Source organism: Plantibacter auratus, from assembly GCF_050587365.1.
GTDB classification, from domain to species: domain Bacteria; phylum Actinomycetota; class Actinomycetes; order Actinomycetales; family Microbacteriaceae; genus Plantibacter; species Plantibacter auratus.
Genome location: NZ_JBOBFV010000001.1, coordinates 1,197,002 through 1,215,737, shown reverse-complemented (window position 1 = coordinate 1,215,737; position 18,736 = coordinate 1,197,002). Strand labels below are relative to the sequence as shown.

Annotated in this window: 15 protein-coding genes; 12 read left to right on the top strand and 3 right to left on the bottom strand. The window is 69.5% G+C overall.

All coding sequences use genetic code 11. The annotated features are described in order from the left end of the window. Nucleotides 1–93 precede the first annotated feature (93 nt). The 6 genes from ACQ3HE_RS05665 to guaA all read left to right on the top strand — a co-directional run bounded on the left by ACQ3HE_RS05665 (nt 94) and on the right by guaA (nt 6,766). A complete protein-coding gene (locus ACQ3HE_RS05665) occupies nt 94–1,827 on the top strand; it encodes a glycerol-3-phosphate dehydrogenase/oxidase (protein WP_430891654.1) in 1,734 nt (577 codons plus the stop codon). A gap of 109 nt (nt 1,828–1,936) precedes the next feature. Further along, nucleotides 1,937–2,464 (top strand): cation:proton antiporter regulatory subunit, encoded by a 528-nt coding sequence (locus ACQ3HE_RS05660; protein ID WP_056008027.1) that lies wholly within the window; start codon nt 1,937–1,939, stop codon nt 2,462–2,464. Between the two features lie 2 nt (nt 2,465–2,466). Then, nucleotides 2,467–3,843: a cation:proton antiporter gene (locus tag ACQ3HE_RS05655; RefSeq protein WP_079705280.1), complete on the top strand. Its 1,377-nt coding sequence runs from the start codon at nt 2,467–2,469 to the stop codon at nt 3,841–3,843. A gap of 64 nt (nt 3,844–3,907) precedes the next feature. Further along, nucleotides 3,908–4,684, top strand: a complete 777-nt coding sequence (locus ACQ3HE_RS05650) for an SURF1 family protein (RefSeq protein WP_430891652.1) — start codon at nt 3,908–3,910, stop codon at nt 4,682–4,684. A 37-nt stretch (nt 4,685–4,721) separates the two neighbouring features. Continuing rightward, nucleotides 4,722–5,165, top strand: a complete 444-nt coding sequence (locus ACQ3HE_RS05645; protein WP_056778703.1) for a DUF3817 domain-containing protein — start codon at nt 4,722–4,724, stop codon at nt 5,163–5,165. Continuing rightward, nucleotides 5,162–6,766 carry a glutamine-hydrolyzing GMP synthase gene (gene guaA, locus ACQ3HE_RS05640; protein WP_124768837.1) on the top strand — a complete coding sequence of 535 codons (1,605 nt, stop codon included), beginning with the start codon at nt 5,162–5,164 and terminating at the stop codon, nt 6,764–6,766. The genes ACQ3HE_RS05645 and guaA overlap by 4 nt, the downstream gene beginning before the upstream one ends. 240 nt (nt 6,767–7,006) lie before the next feature. Here the strand turns inward: guaA and ACQ3HE_RS05635 are convergent, their stop codons facing one another. Beyond that, nucleotides 7,007–7,864 carry a Bax inhibitor-1/YccA family protein gene (locus ACQ3HE_RS05635; protein WP_064296659.1) on the bottom strand — a complete coding sequence of 286 codons (858 nt, stop codon included), beginning with the start codon at nt 7,862–7,864 and terminating at the stop codon, nt 7,007–7,009. Nucleotides 7,865–8,058: 194 nt separating this feature from the next. On the opposite strand from ACQ3HE_RS05635, the gene ACQ3HE_RS05630 reads away from it, so the two are divergent. The 3 genes from ACQ3HE_RS05630 (at nt 8,059) to ACQ3HE_RS05620 (ending at nt 12,692) form a co-directional block, all read left to right on the top strand. After that, nucleotides 8,059–9,138 (top strand): glycerophosphodiester phosphodiesterase family protein, encoded by a 1,080-nt coding sequence (locus tag ACQ3HE_RS05630; RefSeq protein WP_430891923.1) that lies wholly within the window; start codon nt 8,059–8,061, stop codon nt 9,136–9,138. 13 nt (nt 9,139–9,151) lie between these two features. Further along, nucleotides 9,152–11,620: an ATP-dependent helicase gene (locus tag ACQ3HE_RS05625; protein ID WP_079705283.1), complete on the top strand. Its 2,469-nt coding sequence runs from the start codon at nt 9,152–9,154 to the stop codon at nt 11,618–11,620. A 70-nt stretch (nt 11,621–11,690) separates the two neighbouring features. Continuing rightward, nucleotides 11,691–12,692 carry an SseB family protein gene (locus tag ACQ3HE_RS05620; RefSeq protein ID WP_430891650.1) on the top strand — a complete coding sequence of 334 codons (1,002 nt, stop codon included), beginning with the start codon at nt 11,691–11,693 and terminating at the stop codon, nt 12,690–12,692. Here the strand turns inward: ACQ3HE_RS05620 and ACQ3HE_RS05615 are convergent. Then, entirely contained in the window at nt 12,619–14,193 is a 1,575-nt protein-coding gene (locus ACQ3HE_RS05615) for a hypothetical protein (protein ID WP_430891648.1), read from the bottom strand. The two genes, ACQ3HE_RS05620 and ACQ3HE_RS05615, sit on opposite strands and share 74 nt — an antisense overlap. Nucleotides 14,194–14,297: 104 nt before the next feature. Continuing rightward, a complete protein-coding gene (locus ACQ3HE_RS05610; protein WP_159877991.1) occupies nt 14,298–15,098 on the bottom strand; it encodes an oxygenase MpaB family protein in 801 nt (266 codons plus the stop codon). Between the two features lie 160 nt (nt 15,099–15,258). On the opposite strand from ACQ3HE_RS05610, the gene sucC reads away from it, so the two are divergent. From sucC to ACQ3HE_RS05595, 3 genes are all read left to right on the top strand, one after another. Beyond that, on the top strand, nt 15,259–16,422 hold the full coding sequence (gene sucC / locus ACQ3HE_RS05605; protein WP_124768842.1) for an ADP-forming succinate--CoA ligase subunit beta: 1,164 nt from the start codon (nt 15,259–15,261) through the stop codon (nt 16,420–16,422). A gap of 14 nt (nt 16,423–16,436) precedes the next feature. Then, entirely contained in the window at nt 16,437–17,327 is an 891-nt protein-coding gene (gene sucD / locus ACQ3HE_RS05600) for a succinate--CoA ligase subunit alpha (RefSeq protein ID WP_064296653.1), read from the top strand. 125 nt (nt 17,328–17,452) lie between these two features. Continuing rightward, nucleotides 17,453–18,730, top strand: coding sequence for a cell division protein PerM (locus ACQ3HE_RS05595; RefSeq protein WP_430891646.1), 1,278 nt, complete (start codon nt 17,453–17,455; stop codon nt 18,728–18,730). Nucleotides 18,731–18,736: the final 6 nt, after the last annotated feature.

The following is an 18,736-nucleotide window of genomic DNA, read 5'->3' as shown; positions in this document are numbered from 1 at the left end:
GCGCCGACTAGCCTCTGAGGCAGAGCCTCGTGGACGAGCACCTGCCTCCGGCAGGATCATCGCGAGGGCGGTTCCAGCGAGCGGAGTTCGACGATGGCCACCACCCACAACAACGTGTCACGTTCCACCAAGCTGGGGATGGAGGAGCGCGACGCCGCGATCGACGCGTTGAAGTCGAAAGAGCTCGACATCCTCGTCGTCGGTGGTGGCATCGTGGGCACCGGTGCTGCGCTCGACGCCGTCACGCGCGGTCTGAGCACCGGTCTGCTCGAGGCGCGTGACTGGGCGAGCGGCACCTCGAGCCGCTCCTCGAAGCTCGTGCACGGGGGTATCCGCTACCTCGAACAACTCGACTTCCGACTCGTCCGGGAGGCGCTCATCGAGCGCGGGTTGCTGCTGCAGCGCATCGCGCCGCACCTCGTGAAGCCGGTCCGGTTCCTGTACCCGCTCAACAAGCCGGTCTTCGAACGCCTCTACATCGGCGCCGGCATGCTGCTCTACGACCTCTTCAGCTGGAGCGGTGGCCGTCCGCCCGGCGTCCCGCACCACCGGCACCTGTCCAAGCGTCAGGTCCTGACCTCGATCCCGAGCCTCAAGTCGGACGCGTTCGTCGGCGGACTCACCTACTACGACGCCCAGGTCGACGACGCCCGATACGTCTCGTCCCTCGCGCGGACGGCGTCGGCCTACGGCGCGCACGTCGCGAGCCGCGTGCGGGTCGAGGGGTTCGTCAAGGTCGGACAGCGCGTCGTGGGCGTCAAGGCGCACGACCTGCAGACCGACGAGCGCTTCGAGATCCGTGCCAAGCAGGTCGTCAACGCGACCGGGGTGTGGACCGACGACACGCAGTCGATGGTGGGGGAGCGGGGCCAGTTCAAGGTCCGCGCGTCGAAGGGCATCCACCTCGTCGTCCCGCGCGACCGCTTCCAGTCGAACATGGGTCTCCTGCTGCGCACGGAGAAGAGCGTCCTCTTCGTCATCCCCTGGGGCCGGCACTGGCTCATCGGCACGACGGACACGGACTGGCACCTCGACAAGGCGCACCCGGCGGCGACCGCGGCCGACATCGACTACCTGCTCGACCACGTGAACACGATCCTCGCCGTGCCGCTGACCCGAGAGGACGTCGAGGGCGTCTACGCCGGCCTCCGTCCGCTGCTGGCCGGCGAATCGGAGCAGACGTCGAAGTTGTCGCGCGAGCACCTGGTCGCGCACTCCGTGCCCGGTCTCGTGGTCATCGCCGGCGGCAAGTGGACCACCTACCGGGTCATGGCGAAGGACGCGATCGACGCCGCGGTGGACGCACTCGACGGCAAGATCCCGGCCAGTGCGACGGAGAACATCGCCCTCCTCGGAGCCGAGGGGTACCAGGCGGCCTGGAACAAGCGTGGCAAGATCGCGCGGGCCTTCGGGGTGCACACTGCTCGCATCGAGCACCTGCTGAACCGCTACGGCGTGCTGACGGACGAACTGCTCGACCTCATCAAGGAGGACCCGACGCTCGCCGAAGCGCTGCCGGGGGCGGACGACTACATCGGGGCGGAGGTCGTCTACGCGGCCTCCCACGAGGGTGCCCTCCACCTCGACGACGTCCTCGCCCGTCGGACCCGCATCTCCATCGAGGCCTGGGACCGCGGTGTCTCGGCGGCCCCGGTCGCGGCGAAGCTCATGGGTGGGGTCCTGGGGTGGGACGAGGAGCGCATCGAGAAGGAGGTCTCGTACTACCTCACGCGCGTCGCGGCGGAGCGGGCCTCGCAGGAGCAGCCGAACGACGAGGCCGCCGACCGCGTGCGCCTGGAGGCACCGGACATCGTCCCAGGGGCCTGAACCGGCGGTGATCGCCCGCAGCGCAACGGCTGCGGGCGCCTCGGGCGAGCGGGCCAGGTGTGGCGGATAGACTAGGAGGACTGCCACAACAAGCCTGAGGAGTACAGCCATGGTGGATGTTCGGCGGGTCAAACTTCCCGGGGTCGGTGTGCTCCACACCTTCGTCACGGACGACGGCGGCAAGGTCGGCGTCATCGCCCACCGGTCCGGCCACAGCGACCTCATCACCTTCGCCGACCACGAGGACGGTGCCGATGCCGGCAAGGTGTCGCTCCGGCTCAACGAGGACGAGGCGCACACGCTGGCCGAACTCCTCGGTGGCACGCAGATCACCGAGTCGCTCAGCGCGCTCGACCAGATCCCCGGGCTCAGCATCGACTGGTTCACCGTCGACTACGAAGACCACATCGCCGGGCAGCCGCTCGGCAACCCCGCCGAGAAGGGTATGGTCGGGCTGACCGTCGTCGCAGTCGTGCGCGGCGACTCCGCCAACCCGGCCCCTGCTGCGGACTTCCGGGTCTTCCCGGGAGACACCCTCGTCGTCGCGGGCAGTCCCGAGAAGGTCGCCAAGGCCTTCGCCTACTTCCGTTCGGGCGCCGTCAAGAAGGTCGCCGTCGACGCTCCGCCCGGAGGGTAGGCATGCTGCACGCCGCGACCGACAACCCCCACCTCGGCCAGGATCTGCTCATCCTCGGCGTCCTGTTCGTCATCGCCTACATCCTCGGCCGCCTCGGCAAGCTGATCGGCCTCCCGTCGATCCCCGTCTACATGCTCGTCGGCCTGCTGGCGAGTCCGTACACGGGCTGGTTCCCGCTCGACTTCGCCAGCGCGCAGATCGAACTCATCGCCGTCTTCGGCCTCGTGCTCCTGCTGTTCAACCTCGGCCTGGAGTTCGATCAAGACGAGTTCTTCGGCAACGCCGGAAAGCTCATCGTCTCCGGCGGCTCCTACATCCTCGTCAACATGGCCGCCGGGCTGGTGTTCGGGTTCCTGGTCGGGTGGGGCACGCGGGAGGCGCTCATCATCGCCGGCATCACGGCGACGAGCTCGAGCGCGATCGTCACGAAGCTCCTCATCGAGCTCAAACGCCTGACGAACGACGAGACGCCGATGATCCTGGGCGTCACCGTGGTGGAGGACATCTTCATCGCGATCTACCTCGCCATCGTCGGTGTCGTCCTGAGCGGCGAGACCGAGGTGTGGCCGGTCATCGGCAAGCTCGCGATCGCCTTCACGTTCATCCTCGTGATGTTCGCGATCGCCCGGTTCGGCGGTCGGTTCGTGTCGCGGCTGTTCCGCACCAAGGACGACGAGCTCTTCACGATCCTCTTCTTCGGCCTCGCGGTCGCGTTCGGCGGGATCGGCGAGCTCCTGGGGGTCACCGACGCGATCGGCGCCTTCCTCATCGGCCTGGTCCTCGGTGCCACCCGGTTCCGCAACAAGATCGAGCAGATCGCGATCCCGCTCCGCGACGTGTTCGGTGCGTTCTTCTTCCTGAACTTCGGGCTCGCGCTCGACGCGACGAAGTTCGGCAGCGTCCTCGTCCCGGTGCTCCTCGCCGTCCTCATGACGGTGGTCCTCAACGTCCTGGCCGGTCAGTTCGTCGCCTGGCTCAACGGACTCGGGCCGCAAGCCGGAATCAACGCCGCGGTCATCCTGCAGAATCGCGGCGAGTTCGCCCTCATCCTCGCGACGCTCTCGCTGAGCGCGGGGCTCAATCCGCTCATCCAGCCGTTCGCCGGGCTCTACGTGCTCATCATGGCCGTGATGGGCCCGATCGTCGCCGGTCGCTCCGAGCAGATCGGCGCCGTCATCCTGCGTCCGCGTCGCCGGAAGGCGCGCCGAGCTGAGCAGGTCGACACGACGGCGGAGGAGGCCATCGCGCTCGTCGAGGGTGCAGGCGACGACCAGGACACGACGCCCGCCGACACCGATCAGGCGGCCATCGACCGACTCGTCGAACAGGCCATGAACGACCAGGAACCACCAGCACGAAAGCGAGAGCCCGATTACTAGCACCGCCCCGTCGGCACCAGGCCCCGACAACCACGGACAGGTCCGTCCGACGCTCCGCTCCGTCATGCTGCGTCCCCGGTGGATCGGCGTCCTCGTCCTCTGTCTCGCCGTCGCGGGCGCGTTCGCCGCGCTCGGGCAGTGGCAGCTCGCACGCGCCATCGAATCCGGGCAGGTGGTGCCGACCGAGACCGAGTCGGTCAGGCCGCTCGCGGACGTCCTCGAACCGGGTGTGGGGATCCGAGAGGCGGACGCCGGTCAGCGGGTGAGCGTGTCGGGAACCTGGGTGCCGGAGGACTACCTCGTGGTGGGCAACCGGGTGAACGACGGCACGCTCGGGTACTGGGTGACGGGCCACCTCGCGACGGACCGCCCCGACCAGGCCGGCCTCGCGGTCGCGCTCGGCTGGACGAAGGACCGCGAGACCGCCGACCGCGTCGCCGAGGCGTTGAACGCTGACGCCCCCACCGGCGCCGTCGAGCTCGAAGGGCGGCTGAACCCGCCGGAGGGCCCGGAGGAGCCGGCAGCGGACGCCGCACCGACCGACCTCGACAACATGTCGGTCGCCGCACTGCTGAACCGCTGGAACGACGCCGACGGCCTGCGGGTGTTCAGCGCGTTCGTCGTGGACGACGTCGCCGTCGAGGGACTCGAGCCCATCTCGTCGCCCGCGCCCAGCCAGGAGATCCAGCTCAACTGGTTGAACATCTTCTACGCGGCCGAGTGGGTCGTCTTCGCGTGCTTCGCCGTGTTCCTCTGGTTCCGGCTCGCCAAGGACGCCTGGGAGCGCGAGATCGAGGAGCTCGAGGACGCCGAGGAGGAGGCCGCAGCGCTCCGTCAGTGATGTCCGGTCGCCTGGCGGCCGCGGGTAAGATGGGGGCATGCCCCTCCAGCCGAAACCGTCGACGTTTCCCGCGATCCGAGGCGCGCTGAAGTTCTACCAGGTGGCCGCCCCCATCACCGGTGTGCTGCTCCTGTCGCTCTGCGCCGAGATGCTCATGAAGTACGCGTTCGGCCTCGAGCTCGAGCTCGGCGGTGCTTACGGCTTCCTCGCCTTCGTGCCCTCCGGCACCGCCACCGCGGTCAACCTCAGCACGGGCATCCTCATCATCCACGGCTGGTTCTACGTCGTGTACCTGTTCGCCGCGTTCCGGCTCTGGAGCCTCATGCGGTGGAACGTCCTGCGTCTGCTCTGGCTCGCGCTCGGCGGCATCATCCCGTTCCTGTCCTTCTTCTTCGAGAGCCGCATCCCGCGGGAAGTGAAGGGCTACCTCTCCGGCCGCGAAGCAGCAGCGGCCGCCGAACCCGTGGAGTCCATGCAGTGAGTGAAACCACCCCCGCCGCCGCAGCGGAGCAGACCGCCGCCCGACCGGTCCTCGTCGTCGACTTCGGTGCGCAGTACGCGCAGCTGATCGCGCGTCGCGTCCGCGAAGCCGGCGTGTACTCCGAGATCGTGCCGCACACCGTGTCCGCCGCCGAGGTCGCCGCCAAGAACCCCGTCGGGATCGTCTTGTCCGGTGGTCCGTCCAGCGTGTACGAGCCGGGCGCTCCGTCGCTCGACGAGGGCATCCTCGAGCTCGGCGTCCCGACCTTCGGCATCTGCTACGGCTTCCAGGTCATGGCCAAGCAGCTCGGTGGAGAGGTCGCGCACACCGGTCTCCGGGAGTACGGCGCCACCGACGCGACCAGCGTCGTCGACGTCCCTGGCACCCTCCTGCACGGCGTCCCGACCGAGCAGAACGTCTGGATGAGCCACGGCGACTCCGTCTCCAAGGCCCCCGAGGGCTTCGAGGTCCTCGCCTCGACCGCCTCGACCCCGGTCGCCGCCTTCGCGAACGCGGAACGCGGCCTCTACGGCGTCCAGTGGCACCCCGAGGTCAAGCACTCCGCTTACGGCCAGCAGGTGCTCGAGAACTTCCTCCACCGGGCGGCCGGCATCCCGGCCGACTGGAACAGCGGCAACGTCATCGCCGAACAGGTCGACCGCATCCGCGCCCAGGTGGGCGACGCCAAGGTCATCTGCGGACTCTCCGGCGGTGTCGACTCGGCCGTCGCCGCGGCGCTCGTGCACAAGGCCGTCGGCGACCAGCTCGTCTGCATCTTCGTCGACCACGGCCTGCTCCGGAAGGACGAGCGACGCCAGGTCGAGGAGGACTTCGTCGCCTCGACCGGCGTCCGGCTGGTCACGGTCGACGCCCGCGAGCAGTTCCTGTCGGCGCTCGCCGGCGTCAGCGACCCGGAGCAGAAGCGCAAGATCATCGGCCGCGAGTTCATCCGGTCCTTCGAACAGGCCGAGATCGACCTCGTGAAGGAGGCCCAGAGCGAGGGTGAGCCCATCCGCTTCCTCGTCCAGGGCACGCTGTACCCCGACGTCGTCGAGTCCGGCGGCGGATCCGGTACGGCCAACATCAAGAGCCACCACAACGTCGGCGGCCTGCCGGAAGACCTCCAGTTCGAACTCGTCGAGCCCCTGCGCACCCTGTTCAAGGACGAGGTCAGGGCGATCGGTCGCGAGCTGGGCCTCCCGGAGGAGATCGTCGGACGTCAGCCGTTCCCCGGTCCCGGACTCGGTATCCGCATCGTCGGTGAGGTCACGGCCGAGCGTCTCGACCTCCTTCGCGATGCCGACGCGATCGTCCGCGAGGAACTGACCGCGGCCGGGCTCGACCAGGAGATCTGGCAGTGCCCCGTGGTCCTGCTGGCGGACGTCCGTTCCGTGGGCGTGCAGGGCGACGGCCGCACCTACGGCCACCCGATCGTGCTGCGACCGGTCTCGTCTGAAGACGCCATGACCGCCGACTGGACCCGCCTGCCGTACGACGTCCTCGCGCGCATCAGCAACCGCATCACCAACGAGGTGAAGGACGTCAACCGCGTCGTGCTCGACGTCACGTCGAAGCCACCGGGGACCATCGAGTGGGAGTGATCGCTCCCTGAGTCATCGGAAGGCCGTCCCGTTCGCGGGGCGGCCTTCCATCGTCCGCGCCCTTCGACAGGCTCAGGGACCGGGTGGGTGGCTCAGGGACCGGGGTGGGTGGGACCGGGGATGGTGCCTCGGTCCGAGGGGTTCGGTCCCTGAGCCTGTCGAAGGGCAGTACCTCGACCGGCCCGGGGAACGACGAAGGCCCGCCCCGCGAACGGGACGGGCCTTGCAGTGCGTGCGCTCCTAGTTGCGGGAGATGGCCAGCAGACGCAGGATCTCGACGTAGATCCAGATGACCGTGACCATGATGCCGAAGGCGCCGGTCCAGCCGTACTTTGCGGGTGCGCGGTTCTGCACGCCACGCTGGATGAAGTCGAAGTCGAGCACCAGCGAGTACGCACCCATCAGCACCGCGAAGATGCCGATGACGATCCCGAGCGGGATGCCGAAGATCGTCGCGCCGTAGAGGCCGAACGGGTTGTTCAGCACGCCCGTGAACATGAGCACGAGGTTGAGGAGCTGGAAGACGCCGTAGCCGATGATGGCGACGAGGAAGACCTTCGTCAGCTTCTTCGAGGCGCGGACCTTGCCGCTCGCGAAGAGGGCGAGGGTCACGCCGACGACGGCGAGGGTCGCGAGGACCGCCTGGACGACGACGCCGGACCAGGCCGGGTTCGCCTCGAAGACGCGCGAGATGCCACCGACGAAGAGTCCCTGGAAGACCGCGTACCCGAGGATGAGCGCCGGGACCGGCTCCTTCTTGAAGGAGTTGACGAGACCGAGGCCGAGGCCGCCGATCATGCCGATGATCATGGGGAGGGCGTAGCCGCTGCCTGCCTGCAGGAGGGAGGTCGTCCACATCCAGGAGATGACGGCGAACACGACGAGGACGGCGAACGAGCCGAGGGTCTTGACGAGCGTGTTCTCGATCGTCATGCGGTCGGCGGTGCCGACGCCCGCCGGTGCGGTGGGCTGCTCGTACATCTTGCGGAGCTGTTCGGCGGTCAGCGAGGGGTTCGCTGCTTGAGCTGCCTGCAGCGTCCCGCCTCCCTGCTTCGCGAATGCCGGGTTCTTCGAGAACGCGGGATTGTCGAGGGCCATGGCTGATTCCTACTCTCAGTCGTGGAGGCTGTGTCGCGCCAAGCGGCGCTGCTGACACCCAGAGTATCCGAGTTCCCTTTGAATCAGCCGGGTCGCGCGTGGAAAACCCCGAACGGACGCCGATGTTCGCGGCGGGCTGACAGCCGGCACCCTGCGCGCACGCCGGAGCGTCGTCCTAGGCTGATGGCGTGCGCATCGACTCCCTGCCCAACCCGCTCGTCATCGGACACCGCGGGGCTCCCGGTTACCGCCCCGAGCACACCGAGTCCTCCTACCGATTGGCCGTCGCGCTCGGTGCGGACGCCGTCGAGCCCGATCTCGTCGCGTCGAAGGACGGAGTCCTCGTGGTCCGACACGAGAACGAGATCTCCGGGACGACCGACGTCGCCGCCCGAGCGGAGTTCGCCGACCGGCGGACGACGAAGCGCGTCGACGGCCACGAGCTGACCGGGTGGTTCACCGAGGACTTCACCTGGGCCGAGCTGTCGACCCTGACCGCACGCGAGCGGATCCCCGAGGTACGGACGGTGAGTGCGGGATTCGACGGTACCGAGGGCATCCTGCGGTTCGCCGACCTCGTCGCGGTCGTGCGCAGCGCGGCCGAAGCGCACCGACGACCCGTCGGCATCGTGGCCGAGGTGAAGCACGCCGACTACTTCGCGTCGATCGGCCTCCCGCTCGATCGGCTCCTCGCCGAGGAGCTCGCCGCCCTGGAGTTCGGCACCGATCCCGATGCGGAGCCGCTCATCGTCGAGTCGTTCGAGCAGTCGGTCCTCATGGCGTTGCAGGCCCGTCGGGTGCAGGCGGAGTTCGTGTACCTCATCGAGCGGTCCGGCAGGCCGAGCGATCTCGTCGCCCGGCTGGGGGATTCAGCCCCGTCCTACGCCGACGCGATGACCGACGCAGGACTCGCGGCACTCGCCCTCGAAGTCGACGCCATCAGCGTGGACAAGGCGATGCTCATCGACCTGGGCGACGACGACGGCGCACACCCGACGGACCTCGTGGAGCGCGCCCACGCGGTGGGCCTGCGCGTCTACACCTGGACGCTCCGCCCCGAGAACCGGTTCCTCGCGCCACCCTTCCGGGACGGGTCCGATCCGGCAGCGGTCGGCCGCTGGCTCGAGGAGTTCGTCCTGGTGCTCTCCTCAGGGGTCGACGGCTGCTTCGTCGACCAGGCCGACCTCGGTGTCGCCGCGCGGTCGGCGGTCGGCGACCGTGCGGATCACCGCGACGGCGGTGCTCGGCCGAGCGATGTCGGAGGCAGCGCCTAGACTTGCAGGCGATATGGCGAGCTCTCCTTCTTCGAACGCCGACGCCGTGCAACCGGTGATCGTCGGCTGGCCCACGGCAACCGTTCCCGAGTCGTCCTCCGACGAGCGTGCCGGCGGGAGTCGGCTGCTGGAGGGGCTCAACCCGCAGCAACGGATCGCGGTGGAGTACCGGGGCCAGGCCCTGCTCATCGTCGCCGGTGCCGGGTCCGGCAAGACGAGTGTGCTCACCCGCCGCGTTGCGCTGCTGCTCGAGCAGCGGGAGGCCTGGCCGAGCCAGATCCTGGCGATCACGTTCACCAACAAGGCCGCCGCCGAGATGCGCGAGCGGGTGCAGGCGCTCGTCGGCCAGGCCGCGCAGGGCATGTGGATATCCACCTTCCACTCCGCCTGCGTCCGCATCCTCCGCCGCGAGGCCGAGCACTTCGGCTTCACCAAGAACTTCACGATCTACGACAGCGGCGACCAACGTGCCCTCCTGAAGCGCATCATCAAGGAGCTCGAGGCCGACGCATACGGCTTCACGCCGTCGAACACCTCGGCGAAGATCTCGAAGCTCAAGAACGAGCTGTCGGACGTCGAGTCGTACTCCCGCACGATCAACACGAACGACCCGCAGGAACTCGTGTTCCTGCAGGTCTTCCGGAAGTACACGCGCGCGCTGGCCGACGCGAACGCCTTCGACTTCGACGACCTCATCAGCCAGACGGTGTTCCTCTTCCGGGCGTTCCCGCACGTCGCGGCGCAGTACCAGCAGCGGTTCCGCCACATCCTCGTCGACGAGTACCAGGACACCAACCACGCCCAGTACTCGCTCATCCGGGAGCTCACCCGCGCGCCTGAGGCCGGCACGGATCAGCTCGCCACCACCCGCACCGAGGGTGCCTCGCTCACCGTCGTCGGTGACTCGGACCAGTCGATCTACGCGTTCCGCGGGGCCGACATCCGGAACATCACCGAGTTCGAGCGCGACTTCCCGGGTGCCAAGGTGGTGCTGCTCGAGCAGAACTACCGCTCCACGCAGAACATCCTCTCGGCGGCGAACGCGGTCATCTCCAACAACTTCGACCGCAAGGACAAGAAGCTCTGGACGGCCGTCGGCGACGGGGAGAAGATCGTCGGCTTCACCGGGTACTCCGGGCACGACGAGGCGCAGTTCATCGCCGACGAGATCGAGAAGCTCCGGAACGCGGGAACGGCCTACAGCGACATCGCGGTGTTCTACCGGACGAACGCCCAGACCCGTGCGCTCGAGGAGATCTTCATCCGTGCGGCCCTCCCGTACCGGATCATGGGCGGCACCAAGTTCTACGAACGCGCCGAGATCAAGGACGCCCTCGCCTACCTCGTGTCGGTCGCGAACCCGGCCGACATCATGGCGCTGCGACGCATCCTGAACACGCCCAAGCGTGGCATCGGGCCGGCGACGGAGACGGCACTCGCGAGCTTCGCCGAGAACAACGGCGTCACCTTCCGCGAGGCCATGCGGCGCGCCGACGCCCTCGGGCTCGGGCCGAAGGTCACGAGCGCGATCCTGCAGCTGTCGGCTCTCCTCGACGAAGCGCAGGCCGCGCTCGACGACGCCGCCGCGGCCGACCGCCCGACGGCGTCCGCGACCGCCGTCGGCGACGTCCTGTCGCTCCTCATGACGAAGAGCGGTTACCTCGACTCGCTGCGCAACAGTCGCGACCCGCAGGATGAGGCACGCGCCGAGAACGTCGACGAGCTCATCGCCGTCACCAAGGAGTTCGCCAAGAACAACCCCGACGGCGGCATCGTCGACTTCCTGACCGAGGTCTCGCTCGTCGCCGCGGCCGACGACCTCGACGACGCGACGGGCAGCGTGTCGCTCATGACCCTGCACACGGCGAAGGGCCTCGAGTACGACGCGGTCTTCCTGACCGGCATCGAGGAAGACCTCCTCCCGCACCGGATGTCGGCGAACGAGCCGGGTGGCCCGGCCGAGGAGCGACGCCTGTTCTACGTCGGCATCACGCGCGCCCGCAAGCGCCTGTACCTCTCGCTGGCGATGACGCGTGCCCAGTACGGCGAGACGGCCGTCGCCATGCCCAGCCGCTACCTGCAGGAGATCCCGGCCGAACTGATCGAGTGGCGTCAGTCGCCCGGCAACGTCAACGGTCGTGGTGGCACGCAGTCGCGTGCCCTGAACGCCCGCCGTGCCCCCTCGAGCGACCGCTGGTCGGTCCGCTCGCTCCCCGAGGGCGCCTCCGCGGGCGACACGCGGTTCTCCGGCGGTTCGAGCAAGCCGGAGACGGCCTGGGCCAATCGCATCACCGCGAAGGTCCGCGACAACGGCGACCTCGAGCTCGTTCCCGGCGACCGCATCTCCCACGCCGACTTCGGACCGGGCCGGGTGAACGCGGTGACCGGTGAAGGCGCGAAGCGCATCGCCCATGTCCAGTTCGAGTCAGCCGGAGCGAAGAAGCTGCTGATCAAGATCGCGCCCATCGAGAAGCTCGACTGACTGCGCTGAGGCGCGCACCGTCGGTCCGGCCGGTTCCCTGAGCGGAATCCAGCATCTAGGCTGATGCATCATGGGTCTGTTCTCCAAGCGCAACGCGTCCGATGCCCGATCTGCAGCCGTGGAGGCCGAGACATCGGCACCTGAGGATGAGGTGGATCCGGCCGCGGAAGCCCCGGAGACCGTGCCGCAGGTGTCGATCTCGGTCACGACGGTCAACGCAGCCGCTCGGACACCGGAGGCGCCTGTCTCCGTGCCTGCTGCGGCCCCGGCGCCGGCCCGGGCGTCCGCTCCCGTCGAGCCTGACTCCAACGTCGACCTCGCGCAGGCGCTCACGGCCCTGGCGGAGGGTGGCGATGAACGGGCGATGATGCACGTGTTGCGGCAGAGCATCCAGGGCAAGCTGCTGTTGTCCACCAGCCTCGACGGCGTCTCGGAGGAAGACAAGGCTGCCGGGCGCATCCCGCTCGGCGTCCACCGCGACCCGGAGGGCGCCGTCTACCTCCTCGCCTTCACCTCGTCGCGTGAGCTCGAGAAGACGCGGACGGCGGACGGGCCGGTCACCGGGGTCGCGGTGGACGCCGTCTGGGCACTCCGTCAGGCGACCGGCGAAGGGTACGCCGGCATCGTCCTGAACCCCGCCGACGGCAAGGCGAGTGCGGTCGTCCCGAAGACGCTGATCGTGCGTCTGTTCGGGGACGGCCGGAACAACGACCTCGCGAAGCAGGCGCTCGCCCAGCCGCGAGAACCCGATGCCCTCCAGCGGCTGGTCGCCGCGCTCGCTGCACATGGCGGGTTCGTAGCCGGTCGCGCCGAGGTCGACGAGGACGGCAACCGCAAGACCGTCGGCATCGCGGAGACCCGCCTCGGCGACCGTCGACTGCTGGAGGTCTTCACCTCGCCCATCGAGATCGCCGCACTGGGACGAGGGGATGACGCGTACCCGGTCACCGCAGCGGAACTCGCGGCCGCGCTCCGCAGCGACGAGGGCATCACCGGCATCATCGTGAACCCTGCGGCGCCGTGGCTGGACGTCGACCGCGCCCAGCTCGCACCCCTCCTCGACGTGCGCTGAGCGCCGCACCCGCACCACTCGGAGTGATCCGCCCACGGAGGGTGAGCAGGATGCCGCCGAGCGCGAGCGCTCCGATCGCCGCGGAGCCGGCCAGGAGCAGGGAGCGGTCGTCGGCGCCGGTCTCGGCGAGGCGCGCTTCGGGCACGGTCGGCGTCGAGGCGAGGGTGATCTCCGAGGCGACGCCGAAGGCGGATCGCCAGGGCCGGATCATCGTGCCGCCGTTCTCCGGCAGGGTGTCGCTCGGCTCGATGCGCTCGACCCAGACGTAGTAGCCGTCCTCAGGGAGGACGCAGGACGGCGTCGTGTACTCGCCGGGGCCTGCATCCACGAGCGTCTCGACCTCGCAGACCACCGGTGCTCCGAGCGGGACCTCCGGTGCCTCGACCGGGCGCTCCGCGAACGGACCGAGCAACTGGCTTCGGACGGTCACCGGGATCGGCGTGTACGGTCCACCCTCCGGCCCGATGAGGCCCCACTCCGCTGCGAGGCCGGTGTCGGTCGCGATCCCGACGGACAGCCGGTCGGTGACCTCTGTTCCCGGTGTCGCCGTCGCGTGCGAGGTGGTGGTGACGACGACCGGCTGGAAGGGGAGTGGCGTGGGGCGCTCGCGGTCGGCGCTCGCTCCGGCCGCGACCGTGATCGGGCGGGCGATGAGGACGCTCTGCACGTTGGCGGCGCTTCGAGCGATCGTGAGGCCGGCACCGTAGGGCAGCTCACCGAACGTGGCGTTCGCTGAGAACGCCACGACGGCGGCATCGGTGCTCGGCAGGATCCGCAGGCTCTCACCGTTCCCGACGGCCCGCTCGGACGTGCCGTCCTCGAAGGTAGCGCCGTCGAGGGTGACGGTCCCGGTGTGGGTGCCCGGTGGCAGGGTGGTGACGCCGGAGGAGATGAAGTCGACGGCGAGTTCGGTTCGGACGAGGTCGAATCCGTCCTCGCCGCGTTCGATGGACATGGTGGCGCTCGCTCCCCGACTCGCGCCGCCGGGGCCGTCGGCCTCGGCGAGCATCTGATGGGCCCGGGAGAGCACGCGGTCGGCGCTCGCTCCTGCCCGAGCGGCGATCTGCGCCGGCGTCCACCCGTTCAGGCCGGTGATGATCCAGGTGGCGAGCTGGCCCGCAGCTGCCTCGTCGGCGTCCTGGCTGGCGCCCCAGTGCCGCGACAGGTAGGCCAGGCGGGCGGCGTCCTCGGGGGTGAACCACCCGAGCGATGATCCGTCGACGTGCTCGTAGGCGTGACCCGGCGGGATCGGGAGGTCGAGGTTGATGCAGAACCCGACCGTCCCGTCGTCGAAGGCCCACGAGCCGAGCCAGCGGCCGTTCGACGCGTCGCGGTGACCGTAGGCGGCGCCGGTGGCGGTCAGTGCGGAGGATGCGGTCGCGCCGCCGAGGACGATGCCGAGGACGAGCGTGAGCAGGATCGGGACGGCTGCCAGGAGCCGGAGGATCCGCGGTCTGCCGCCGAGGAGGCGGCCGGTCTGGGGGAGGTGGTGTGTTGTCATGCCCCCATCGTGCGAACCACGGCACCTCGGTCAGCCGGGCGGGAATCCGAATGTGGACGGGACGGCTCCGCCAATGGGCTGTGGAGGGCGGTGCTGGAACGTCGTCAGCCGAGGTGGCGGGCCGCCTCCGTGCGATCCCGCTCTCGCATCACCCGGAGGTACCAGGCGGAGGGTGCCGCACGGAGTCGCTGCGGAAGACGCGGCCAGACGGCCCGCGCGACGGCGACCCGCCGCGCGAAGCGACGCTGCTGCCGCGGCGTCCAGCGGAACCCGTAGGCGCTCCGCAAGCCGTCGGGCAGCAGTCCCGCCGTCACGAGCCGGACGAGCGGGAGCAGGCACCGGACGGGGAGCGGTGCCGCGCGAGCGGTCAGGAGCTCGATCGAGACGCGGCGCGCCTCCGCGGTGACGTGGAGTCCCGCGACCCGGGCTGCGAAGTACTCGTCGAACGCGGCCCGGGTCGGAGGCCAGCGGTCGGGCGGGAGCTGCAGGCTCGTCCCCACGATCGCGTACTCACGGTGCAGGCGCTCCCGCGACTCCTCGTCGAGCGGACCGAGCACGAGCTCGTAGACCTGGACGGCGGTGTCGTACAGCGTCGCCGCGACCCAGAGTTGCGCGTCGTGGTCGAACGCCGAGTACCCGGGAGCGGCCTCGCCCGGCCGGGCACGGACCGGCGCGTGGGCGTGGTTCACCCGCCGTGCCACGCTGCGCTGCTCCTCCGGCGTGCCGAGGGCGAGCGCGTACACGAAGGTGAGGGTGGCGTGCAGCCGGTCGAGCGGGCGGGAACCGAAGTCGCTGTGCCGCGCCACCCCGGCGGCGACCGAGGGGTCCGCGATCTGCAGCAGGATGGCCCGCCCGGCGCCGGCGACGAGGATGCCCTCGCGAGCGAGGTCCGCCATGCCGGTCATGGACCCGACCTTAGTCGTTCACTGTGAACGTCCGGTTGCGGCGCAGCGCTGGGGGTAGAGTCGTCACTGGCCCTTTTTCTCTCGCCGCCGAGATAACGCGCGGCCGAAAATCGCCACGACAATCACAGCAGAACGCGCGAAGCGCGGATGGGAATGACACGTGGATCTTTACGAGTATCAGGCACGAGACCTGTTCGAGCAGTACGAGGTGCCGGTCCTCGCCGGCATCATCGCCGACACCCCGGACGAGGTGCGTGCCGCGGCCGAGCGTCTCGGCGGCGTGGTCGTCGTCAAGGCCCAGGTGAAGGTCGGAGGCCGCGGCAAGGCCGGTGGCGTCAAGGTCGCCAAGACCCCCGACGAGGCCTACGAGGCGGCGAAGGCCATCCTCGGACTCGACATCAAGGGTCACGTCGTCAAGCGCGTGATGGTCGCGGCCGGCGCACGCATCGCCCAGGAGTTCTACTTCTCGGTGCTGCTCGACCGCGCCAACCGGTCCTACCTGTCGCTCACGAGCGTCGAGGGCGGCATGGAGATCGAGCAGCTCGCGGTCGAGAAGCCCGAGGCGCTCGCGCGCATCGAGGTGAACCCGCTCACCGGTGTCGACAAGGCGGCCGCGGTCGAGATCGCGAAGGCTGCGAACTTCCCCGAGGAGCTCGTCGACCAGGTCTCCGACGTCTTCGTGAAGCTCTACGACGTCTACAAGGGTGAGGACGCGACGCTCGTCGAGGTCAACCCGCTCGTCCTCACGGAAGAGGGGCGCATCGTCGCCCTCGACGGCAAGGTCTCGCTCGACGAGAACGCCGCCTTCCGTCACCCGAACCACGCCGAACTCGAAGACACCGCAGCCGAGGACCCCCTGGAGCTCAAGGCCAAGGAGAACGACCTCAACTACGTCAAGCTCGACGGCGAGGTCGGCATCATCGGCAACGGCGCTGGACTCGTCATGTCCACGCTCGACGTCGTCGCCTACGCGGGCGAGCAGCACGGCGGCGTGAAGCCGGCCAACTTCCTCGACATCGGCGGCGGCGCCTCGGCCGAGGTCATGGCAGCAGGCCTCGACGTCATCCTCGGCGACGCCCAGGTGAAGAGCGTGTTCGTCAACGTCTTCGGTGGCATCACCGCCTGCGACGCGGTCGCGAACGGTATCGTGAAGGCGCTCGAGATCCTCGGTGACGCAGCGACGAAGCCGCTCGTGGTCCGCCTCGACGGCAACAAGGTCGCGGAGGGCCGCGAGATCCTCGCCGCCGCCGCGCACCCGCTCATCACGCTCGCCGCAACCATGGACGAAGGCGCCGACAAGGCCGCCGAGCTGGCTTCGAAGTAAGGGATCGCACAAGCATGTCAATCTTCCTCAACAAGGACTCCAAGGTCATCGTCCAGGGCATCACCGGCGGTGAGGGCACCAAGCACACGGCGCTCATGCTGAAGGCCGGCACCCAGGTGGTCGGTGGCGTGAACGCCCGCAAGGCCGGCACGACCGTGACCCACGACGGCGGCGTCGAGCTGCCCGTGTTCGGCACGGTCGCCGAGGCCATCAAGGAGACCGGCGCAGACGTGTCGATCGCCTTCGTGCCCCCGGCATTCACCAAGGACGCGGTCATCGAGGCCATCGACGCCGAGATCCCGCTGCTCGTCATCATCACCGAAGGTGTGCCGGTCGGCGACTCCGCCGAGTTCTGGGCCTACGCCCAGTCGAAGGGCTCGAAGACCCGCATCATCGGCCCGAACTGCCCCGGCATCATCACGCCGGGGGAGTCGCTCGTGGGCATCACGCCCGCGAACATCGCCGGCAAGGGACCGATCGGCCTCGTGTCGAAGTCGGGCACCCTCACGTACCAGATGATGTACGAGCTGCGCGAGATCGGCTTCTCGACGGCGATCGGCATCGGCGGCGACCCGATCATCGGCACGACGCACATCGACGCGCTCGCCGCGTTCGAGGCCGACCCCGAGACCAAGGCCATCGTCATGATCGGCGAGATCGGTGGCGACGCCGAGGAGCGCGCGGCCGACTTCATCAAGGCGAACGTCACGAAGCCGGTCGTCGGTTACGTCGCGGGCTTCACCGCGCCCGAGGGCAAGACGATGGGCCACGCCGGCGCGATCGTCTCGGGCTCCGCAGGTACCGCGCAGGCGAAGAAGGAGGCCCTCGAGGCCGCCGGCGTCAAGGTCGGCAAGACGCCGAGCGAGACCGCCGACCTCATGCGCGAGATCATCGCCTCGCTGTAACACCCGCAGCTCGACTGCGACCACGACGCGACGCCCGGATCGGGCGTCGCGTCGTGGCGTTTCGGCCCACGCACGCCGTGTGCCTGACCGTCCGCACGCGCGGCTCCAGGTAGGGTCGAAGGCGCATGAACCGTCTGACCGTCGCCCTCCTCGCCGCCCTCGATGCCACCCTCGCCGTGGCCATCGGCATCGGTGTCGCACTCGTCCCACTCCTCGCCCTGTGGGCCCTGCACTTCCAGTTGGACGTCGACCCCGCCGCGCTCTGGCGGGGGGCCGTCGACATCTGGGCGCTCGGCAACGGCTCGAGCATGCGCATCTCCCTCGACACGGCCCTCGTCACGCAGCTCGGCCTGCCTGCCGGGATGGAACCGTTCCTCGTCTCCCTGGCGCCCCTCGCCTTCACGATCGGCACGGTCCTGTTCGGCCTGCGCACCGGGGCCCGCGCGGCACGCAGCACTTGGTGGCAGGGTGGCGTCGTGCTGTCGGTGCTCGTGTTCGCCCTGCTCTCGTTCCTCGTGACCCTCACCGCCCTCCACCCGGCGGTGCGTCCCTCGATCGTCCAGGGGACCCTCGCGCCGACCGTGCGCTTCGCAGGCGGGGTCGTGGTCGCCGCGCTGTGGGTCCGGTTCCGAGAGCAGGACGCGGTCGATCCGATCCTCGACGGACTCCGCGCGATGCGGGACCGGATGCCGGACGGGACCTGGTCGATGGTCGTCGCGGCGCTGCGTGGTGGAGCACTCGCCGCCACCGGACTCGTGGCGGTCTCCGCGGTCCTGACCGCCATCCTCATCGCCGTCGGCTACGGCGCCATCATCTCCCTGCATGAGAGCGCGCAGTTCGGCGTCCTGGGCGGTGCCATCGTCACCGGCGCCGAACTCCTGTACCTGCCGAACCTCGTGATCTGGGCCATGAGCTGGATCACCGGCGCGGGCTTCGCCATCGGGAGCGGCACGGCGATCTCGCCGATCGGCACGCTCGTCGGGCCCATGCCGGCCGTGCCGGTCCTCGGCGCCATCCCGACGGGGGAGAGCCCGCTCGGGTTCGCGGTCCTCGTGGTCCCGGTCGTCATCGGATTCGCCGCTGCCGTGGTCCTGCGCCGTCGTCTGCTCGTCGACCTCGACGGGCGTGGCGGGCTCGCGCGGCTGGCGGTCGTCGGTCTCGGCGTCGGGGTCACAGCGGGCATCATCGTCGGTGTCCTCGCCGCCCTCTCGGCGGGCGCGGCAGGCCCAGGCCGCCTCATCGAGGTCGGCCCGAACGGTTGGGCGACGGGCCTGTGGACCACGCTGACGGTCGGGATCGCGGCCGTGGTCGGCATGGCGGCCGGTCCGACGCATCTCGCCGAGGAGGACCGCCTCCCGGAGCTGCACGCCCAGCCGAGCGGCCAGGGTGCCCGCGACCGATAGGATGCT